This is a genomic window from Paenimyroides viscosum, assembly GCF_003858535.1.
Lineage (GTDB): Bacteria > Bacteroidota > Bacteroidia > Flavobacteriales > Flavobacteriaceae > Flavobacterium > Flavobacterium viscosum.
This window is the reverse complement of sequence record NZ_RQTJ01000057.1, coordinates 1-7844: the sequence shown is the minus strand read 5'-3', so window position 1 is coordinate 7844 and position 7844 is coordinate 1. Positions and strand designations below refer to the sequence as shown.

Annotated in this window: 8 protein-coding genes; 1 reads left to right on the top strand and 7 read right to left on the bottom strand. The window is 33.6% G+C overall.

The window, feature by feature from the left end; genetic code table 11:
* Positions 1-124: 124 nt before the first annotated feature.
* Positions 125-1567 carry a T9SS type A sorting domain-containing protein gene (locus EG242_RS14415; RefSeq protein ID WP_124900595.1) on the top strand — a complete coding sequence of 481 codons (1443 nt, stop codon included), beginning with the start codon at positions 125-127 and terminating at the stop codon, positions 1565-1567.
* A 47-nt stretch (positions 1568-1614) separates the two neighbouring features.
* Here the strand turns inward: EG242_RS14415 and scpA are convergent, their stop codons facing one another.
* The 7 genes from scpA to udk all read right to left on the bottom strand — a co-directional run bounded on the left by scpA (position 1615) and on the right by udk (position 6993).
* On the bottom strand, positions 1615-3741 hold the full coding sequence (scpA, locus tag EG242_RS14410) for a methylmalonyl-CoA mutase (RefSeq protein ID WP_124900593.1): 2127 nt from the start codon (positions 3739-3741) through the stop codon (positions 1615-1617).
* A gap of 90 nt (positions 3742-3831) precedes the next feature.
* Complete coding sequence (locus EG242_RS14405) at positions 3832-4119, bottom strand: BRO-N domain-containing protein (protein WP_235831926.1); 288 nt, start codon at positions 4117-4119, stop codon at positions 3832-3834.
* A gap of 10 nt (positions 4120-4129) precedes the next feature.
* Entirely contained in the window at positions 4130-4423 is a 294-nt protein-coding gene (locus EG242_RS14400) for a type II toxin-antitoxin system RelE/ParE family toxin (protein ID WP_124900591.1), read from the bottom strand.
* Positions 4413-4643 carry a hypothetical protein gene (locus tag EG242_RS14395; RefSeq protein WP_124900589.1) on the bottom strand — a complete coding sequence of 77 codons (231 nt, stop codon included), beginning with the start codon at positions 4641-4643 and terminating at the stop codon, positions 4413-4415. The genes EG242_RS14400 and EG242_RS14395 overlap by 11 nt, the downstream gene beginning before the upstream one ends.
* 27 nt (positions 4644-4670) lie before the next feature.
* Positions 4671-6023, bottom strand: a complete 1353-nt coding sequence (locus EG242_RS14390) for a methylmalonyl-CoA mutase subunit beta (protein ID WP_162497628.1) — start codon at positions 6021-6023, stop codon at positions 4671-4673.
* Positions 6024-6041: 18 nt separating this feature from the next.
* The gene (locus tag EG242_RS14385; protein WP_124900587.1) at positions 6042-6380 is read right to left on the bottom strand and encodes an FtsB family cell division protein; all 339 of its coding nucleotides are present in this window, start codon (positions 6378-6380) and stop codon (positions 6042-6044) included.
* Position 6381: 1 nt separating this feature from the next.
* Positions 6382-6993, bottom strand: coding sequence for a uridine kinase (gene udk / locus EG242_RS14380; protein ID WP_124900585.1), 612 nt, complete (start codon positions 6991-6993; stop codon positions 6382-6384).
* Between the last annotated feature and the right edge of the window lie 851 nt (positions 6994-7844).

The window sequence follows — 7844 nt, the reverse complement described above, 5'->3', positions numbered from 1 at the left end:
CAAGAACATATATATTCTAAAAAGCAAAAAAGAAGCTGTCTAGTTTTGAGACAGCTTCTTTTTTATTTAGGATATTTTGTTAATATATTTTATTATATTTGATTGAATTCTTAAAAAAAATACTATGTTTAAAAAACTACTATTCTTTTTGTTTATTCCTTTTATGGGATTAAGCCAAACACAAATTGGGAACGATATTGTTGGTGAATTTCAAACGAATGAAGCAGGTACAAGTGTTTCAATTTCAGCAAACGGTTCCATTGTGGCCATTGGTGCTCCTCGTAACATTGGCAGTGGAAATTATTCAGGTAATGTACGTATTTTTCAAAATGTTTCAGGTGTTTGGTCACAAGTTGGTAACAGCATATTAGGTAAAAGTGCTAACGATAAATATGGTACAAGTGTGTCTTTATCATCAGATGGAAGTATTGTAGCCATTGGCGCTCCATATAATGATGATAATGGAATGCCTTACAACGGCGCAGTAAGTGTTTACAAAAATGTTTCTGGAATCTGGAATAAAATTGGAAATGATATTATTGATAATGTTCAAGATTTAAGTGGTGTAAGTGTTGCCCTTTCATCAGACGGAAGTGTTGTAGCAATTGGATCTTCATATGGAAATGATTTAGGACCTGCTGGAAACGTATCTGTTTACGAAAATATTGCAGGTAATTGGTCTAAAATAGGAAATACACTCACAGGAAGTTCAGCAGGAGACATGTTTGGCAACAGTGTCGCCATATCAGATAATGGAAGTATTGTAGCTATTGGTGCAAACGCTGCTGATGGAAATGGACTGAATTCAGGTAGTGTATCAATTTATCAAAATGTTTCTGGCAACTGGGTAAAAATTGGTGCAGATATTCATGGTGAATTTGCTGGCGATGATTTTGGTGCTGGGGTTTCTTTATCGGCCGATGGTAGTATTGTTGCTGTTGGTGCCACTGAAAATGATGGCAACGGATCGTATTCTGGACATGTAAGAATATTTAAAAATATTTCAGGAAGTTGGACGCAATTAGGTACTGATATCAATGGTGAACATGCGGGCGATCGTAGTGGTTTTACAGTATCGCTTTCCACGGATGGTACAATTTTAGCTATTGGCAACCGTGCACATTTAAGTTACGTGCGCTTGTATAAGTATGTTGCTGGCAATTGGACCAAGTTAGGCGATATTGGTAAATATACCTCAGGGTATTTTGGTTCTAGTATCTCATTATCTGCTAATGGTGCTATTGTAGCTGTTGGTATACCTTTAAGCAACGCTAATGGTACAGCATCAGGATCTGTAAAGGTGTATAATTTAGATGGGTTACTATCATCAGATACCTTTGTTTTAGATAATTTTAATATCTATCCTAATCCTACTTCTGATGTTCTAAATATAAGTTTAGAAAATGATCTTATTTTACAAGAAGTAATAATCTACAATAGCTTAGGACAAATAGTGAAAAAATCAAGTAAAACTAAAATTGATATTAGTTCATTATCAAAAGGAATGTATCATACCGAAGTAAAAACAGATAAAGGAAAAGCTTCTAAAAAGATTATCATAAAGTAATTATTATATACAAAAAAACTCCAACCGAAAGGTTGGAGTTTTTTGTTTTATTCTGCATCTAACAGCACATTTAAAATAGTAATGGCAGCATCGGCAATTCTAGTTCCGGGACCAAAAACCGCTACGGCACCGGCATCAAATAAATATTGATAATCTTGTGCAGGAATTACGCCACCTACAATGACCATAATATCTTCACGTCCGTATTTCTTTAATTCTTCAATCACTCGTGGTACTAAGGTTTTATGACCGGCAGCTAATGAAGATACACCTAAAACATGTACATCGTTTTCAACCGCTTGTTTGGCTGCTTCGGCAGGTGTTTGGAACAACGGACCCATATCTACGTCAAAACCAACATCGGCATAACCTGTGGCAACAACTTTCGCTCCACGATCATGACCATCTTGTCCCATTTTTGCAATCATAATACGCGGACGTCGTCCTTCTAATTTTGCAAATTCGTCAGCTAATTGTTTCGCTTTTTCAAAATTCTCGTCTGATTTTATTTCTTTGTTATACACGCCACTAATGGTTTTAATTTGTGCTTTGTATCTACCAAAAACTTCCTCTAAAGCATCTGAAATTTCACCTAAGGTAACTCGGTTTTCAGCTGCTTCAACAGCCAATTCTAATAAGTTTCCTTTACCAGAACGAGCCGCTTCTGTCAATGCTGCTAAGCATTCTTTGACTTTCTCTGCATTACGAGAAGCTTTAATATTATTTAAACGTTCGATTTGTTGTTGACGGACCACTTGGTTGTCAACTTCTAAAATCTGTAACGGATCTTCTTTTTCTAAACGGTATTTATTTACCCCAACAATAGTATCCTGACCAGAATCGATACGAGCTTGTTTACGAGCAGCTGCTTCTTCAATGCGCATTTTTGGAATTCCTGCTTCAATGGCTTTGGTCATTCCACCATACGATTCTACTTCTTCAATCAATTTCCAAGCTTTCTCTGTTATTTCAGCAGTCAAACTTTCTACGTAATAACTTCCCGCCCAAGGATCAACTGTTTTTGTAATCTTGGTTTCTTCTTGTAAGAAAATCTGTGTGTTACGAGCGATACGAGCCGAAAAATCTGTTGGTAACGCAATGGCTTCGTCTAATGCATTGGTGTGTAATGATTGTGTTCCTCCAAACGCTGCAGCCGCTGCTTCAATAGCTGTACGAGCCACGTTATTGAATGGATCTTGCTCGGTTAAACTCCAACCCGAAGTTTGACAGTGTGTACGCAATGCCAATGATTTTTCTGATGTTGTACCAAATTGACCAACTAATTTAGCCCAAATCATTCTGCCGGCACGCATTTTAGCAATTTCCATAAAATGATTCATTCCAATTGCCCAGAAAAACGAAAGGCGAGGAGCAAATTCATCTACTTTCATTCCTGCTGCAATTCCTGTACGAATGTATTCTAAACCGTCGGCAATGGTGTATGCTAATTCAATATCAGCAGTAGCTCCGGCTTCTTGCATGTGATATCCTGAAATAGAAATCGAGTTGAATTTTGGCATATTCTTACTCGTGTATTCAAAAATATCTGCAATAATTTTCATGGATGGTGTAGGAGGGTAGATGTAGGTGTTACGCACCATAAACTCTTTCAAGATGTCGTTTTGAATCGTTCCTGAAAGTAATTTTTGATCAACACCTTGTTCTTTTGCTGCTACAATATAGAACGCTAAAATAGGCAAAACAGCTCCGTTCATTGTCATAGAAACCGACATTTGATCTAAAGGAATTTGATCAAATAAGATTTTCATATCTTCAACCGAATCAATGGCAACACCCGCTTTACCAACATCGCCAACCACACGTTCGTGATCTGAATCGTATCCGCGGTGGGTAGCTAAATCAAAAGCAACTGATAAACCTTTTTGTCCGGCAGCTAAATTTCTACGGTAAAAAGCATTCGATTCTTCTGCTGTAGAAAACCCTGCGTATTGACGAATGGTCCAAGGGCGACGAACATACATCGTTGCGTAAGGTCCACGTAAATTTGGCGCAAAACCTGCCCCAAATCCAACGTGCTCTAATCCTTCAATATCAGCTAATGTATAATTTTCTTTTACTTGAATACCTTCGGCAGTTTCAAAAGTTTGATTCGAATGAAGACCTTCGACTTTCGACTTTTGACTAATTTTTATATTTTGTATGTCTTTTCTCATTTTATGATTATTCTTTACCTTTTAAAGTTGTTTTTGCATTTAATGGTGTTACCACTTTTTTGCCTGTTTTTTGTTCTAATTCTAACCGGGCTACTTTGTCTGAATTAAACGAAAAATTTGTTCGGTATCGGCGACATCGGTTTTATAAAATTTACCATCAGAAGATTGCATTTTCAGTTGACTACAATTTGTAGCCAACTCACTTCCTTCCTTTTTTAAACGAGTTTTTAAAACACTCCAATATTTTCTTGGATTAGCGCTATCTGTCAATACAGCAATCACATCTATAATTGACACAAACCATTTTTCCTGCTCTTCATCCCAAAGGGTGCGGACTTTTGTTTGCTCGAATAATTTTATTTCGTTTTTCTTTTCCATAACCAACTCTTTATTTTGGATAGTTCTTTGGATTTCTTGAAGTGTGCAAAACGGCTTTTACAACAATATGATTAGTTATTATTTCGTAATGGATTAAATATGGAAAATTTTTCACTAAAATCGTTTTATTATTATCGTATTTTGTTTGAAAAATAAGCAGATTATTTTGTACAAGAGCCATTTCTGTTTTTACAGAAGATAGAAATCTTCTTCCAAGTCCTTTTTGAATTTCTTCATCATACCATACAGCAATTTCTTTTAAATCAAGTTTAGCTTTGAGAAGAATTTTCAATTTATAATTCATTCTCAATATCTTTGATGGCTTCGTCAAAATCTAAAGCGATATCAGGATTTTTTAAATATTCTGAAGTTCTTTCACGAACTTCATTAATGTGCCATTGCGGAATTTCATTTTCAATTGCCTTTAATACAATTACTTCAACTTCTTCTGCATCAAAATCATCGGGTAAATTTATAATTACCTGACGATTTTTCACTTTTACTATTTCTCTGATTGCTTCCATAATCTTCTTTTTCTGAAAGTTACAAAATTATTCTGACGCTAAACGTTCTTGCTCCAATGTTTCGGCTAATCGTTTTTCTATAATCGGTGTGATTAATGTTTTGCGAGGATTTTGTTTTACAAAAGGATACAATTCTAAATCGTTTTTCATTTGATCTTGTGCGTTTGGATATTTATTTGTTCCTAACAACACTTCTTTTCCTTCGTTAAACAATGCTTGTTCTTTAGCTTCAGACTCTGAAATTTTACGTTGAATCGTTCCTTCAATTAATTGAGAAATCAATCCGCCGTTTTTCTCGATATCTTTAAATAATTCCAATCCTTTTTCGGCTAATTGATTTGTCAAATTTTCGATATAATACGTTCCATCAGCCGGATTGTTTACTTTATCGAAATAACTTTCTTCTTTCAAAATCAATAATTGATTACGTGAAATACGCTCTCCAAATTCATTCGTTTTATGAAAAACAGCATCGTAAGCTAAATTTTCAACTGCATCGGCACCTCCCAAAACGGCACTCATACATTCGGTAGTGGTACGCAACATATTTACATTGTAATCGTAAATGGTTTTGTTTCTGCGAGTTGGTTTTGCAACGATATGGAAGGTAATGTTAGAAGAATACGCTTCTGCCAAGGCATTTAACGTTAAACGAATGGCACGAATTTTCGCAATTTCGAAGAAATAATTGCCACCAACAGCTACTTCAACGGTGATGTTTTTATCGAAATTTTCAATGCGATTTAAATATTCATTTGCGTGAGCCAAAGTGTAAGCAACCTGTTGAATCATATTGGCACCTGCATTTTGATAGGTGGTTGCATTTACCGTTAACCAATTGATGTCATTGGCTTTTTTGTTGATTTCGTTTAATGTAGCAAAATCAGAATTTCCGTCTTTAAAGAAATTTCCATCGAATCCTAATTGATGAATTGGATCGATCAGAACAAAAATTTCAAATGATTGTTTAGCTGCTTCCTCATTAATTTTAGCAATTACATCAACATCTAAAAACAATAATTGTAAATAAACAGCTTTTGGTTGTTTTTGTATAGAATTGATGATGTTCACTACATCAATTTCGGTAGTAGGAATAATAAAACGAATACTTTCAGCTCCGCGATTTAAAACTTCATTAGCTTTATCAATAGATTTTTCTACGTCGAAAACATAAATTTCCTGAACAATAGAAAATTGTGTATTTGTTGTAGAAACAGCATTAGTTACAGCATCTTCATCGTTGTGATAGAAAGGTTTTACCTTAATGCCTTCTAAACTTTCCCAAACCAAGGTGTCGTTATAATCAGCTCCTTTTAATTCAAATTGAATCTGATTTTTCCATTGTTTGGAGGTGATTTTTTCAAAATCGTTAAATAACATATTTTATATATTTTGTTATTAATTTTCTTTGTTGGTATATTCTTTATCGCTGTCAATAATATAAATGTCTTCGTTTTCACGTTTCATATAATATTTTTCACGAGCGTATCTTTCAACTTCTTCTTTACGATATAATTTCTTAATGTTTTTATCGTCGTTATTTATTTCAGTTTGATAGTACTCTTTATTATTGTCTAATTTTTTTATTTCTTTATCAATAACCCTATGGTCATAAAAAGCATACGTATCAAAAAAAAGCAACCAAACAATAAAAAATAATGTTGCGAGAACAAACCTATTAGTAGCCCATTTTAAAAAAGGGTATTTAAGTAAAAGATCTTCAATGCGCTTTTTCATTTTAGTCTGATATTTTTTTGTTAATTACCGTTCTCACAATATCAATTGCTACTGTATTGTATTTATCGTTTGGAATGATAATATCTGCAAAAGCTTTAGATGGTTCTATAAACTGCTCGTGCATTGGTTTCAACGTGGTTTGGTAACGATTTAACACTTCGTTCATATCACGTCCGCGGTTTGCAATATCACGTTTTAATCTACGAATCAATCGTTCGTCTGAATCGGCATGGACAAATATTTTAATATCGAATAAATCGCGCAATTCCGGATTAGAAAGAATTAAGATCCCTTCAACAATCATTACTTTTCGCGGATGTGTTAATATATAATCATCGGTTCTGTTATGATGAACAAAGGAATAAATAGGTTGATGAATGCTTTTTCCTTCTTTTAATTCTTTTAAATGGGCGCAAAGCAAATCAAAATCAATAGATCGTGGATGGTCAAAATTAATCAATGCTCGTTCATCCATCGATAAATGATCATTCGATTTATAATATGAATCTTGTGAAATAATGCCTACTTCGGTTTCGGGTAATTCACTCATAATTTGATGAACTACTGTTGTTTTTCCGCTTCCGGTTCCGCCTGCAATACCAATAATTAGCATGTTAAAATAACTTTTTACAAATGTACTTAATTATTGCAAAATAGTTTTAAGCATAAACTTAAATTACTTTTTTATTGTATACTTTGTGAAAAAAATCTACATGAAATTGTGAATTTCTACACGCAATTTAAGAAAGATTTTTGTTTTAAGATTAAATATTAGGTGTTTGCATCTGTGGTATACGTTTTGTATTATTATCGCAAAATTGATTATGAAAAAGAATGTTAGTTTAAAAGAGGTGCTTTTTAGCATCTCTACAAACTAACAGAAATTAAAAATGATTTTTTTATGAGTAAGTAAAAATTGTAGTTTTTTGAATGTTTTTAGTTAAGTGAAACAATTCCTCTTTTTTAAGAGGAGTTTGTTTAATTATTAAAAGGGAAGGCTTCTTCCCTTTTTTTATGGAATAATGTCAGTTGTATCAAGAAAAATATTTTTATAAGAAAAGTTATAATGGGGATGATAGGTTTGTTTTGAAACTGAGCTTTTTATATTGCTGAAAGATTTGTTATAAACAACTTGCAAAGTATATCCAATATAAAATTGATTCAGATTATTTGAGTTGAGTATATAAACAAAAAACATGATACATAAAATAAAAAAAGACTTCTTGTTTAAGAAAGCTTTAGTCGGGGTGGCAGAGTTTATTCCGTACACGGATATTTGAACCTGCGGCCTTCCCGTTTTCAAAACGGGACACGCTAACCGTTTAATCTTGCTATTAGTTCAATTATTCTTTTTTTACTTTTCCAATTTTGATTTCGTGTTCTCGTAAAATAGCATCCGTATTATTTTCGAAAGTTTAAAAATAAACAATTTTCCAATCTTTAGTTCTAGCTGTAAAACCTTTG

Bases quoted from the DNA above. Each gene is read 5' to 3' on its own strand.
- scpA (WP_124900593.1), bottom strand. From the start codon at position 3,741: ATGAGAAAAGACATACAAAATATAAAAATTAGTCAAAAGTCGAAAGTC.
- EG242_RS14405 (WP_235831926.1), bottom strand. From the start codon at position 4,119: ATGGAAAAGAAAAACGAAATAAAATTATTCGAGCAAACAAAAGTCCGC.
- EG242_RS14415 (WP_124900595.1), top strand. From the start codon at position 125: ATGTTTAAAAAACTACTATTCTTTTTGTTTATTCCTTTTATGGGATTA.
- EG242_RS14395 (WP_124900589.1), bottom strand. From the start codon at position 4,643: ATGGAAGCAATCAGAGAAATAGTAAAAGTGAAAAATCGTCAGGTAATT.
- EG242_RS14400 (WP_124900591.1), bottom strand. From the start codon at position 4,423: ATGAATTATAAATTGAAAATTCTTCTCAAAGCTAAACTTGATTTAAAA.
- EG242_RS14385 (WP_124900587.1), bottom strand. From the start codon at position 6,380: ATGAAAAAGCGCATTGAAGATCTTTTACTTAAATACCCTTTTTTAAAA.
- EG242_RS14390 (WP_162497628.1), bottom strand. From the start codon at position 6,023: ATGTTATTTAACGATTTTGAAAAAATCACCTCCAAACAATGGAAAAAT.
- udk (WP_124900585.1), bottom strand. From the start codon at position 6,993: ATGCTAATTATTGGTATTGCAGGCGGAACCGGAAGCGGAAAAACAACA.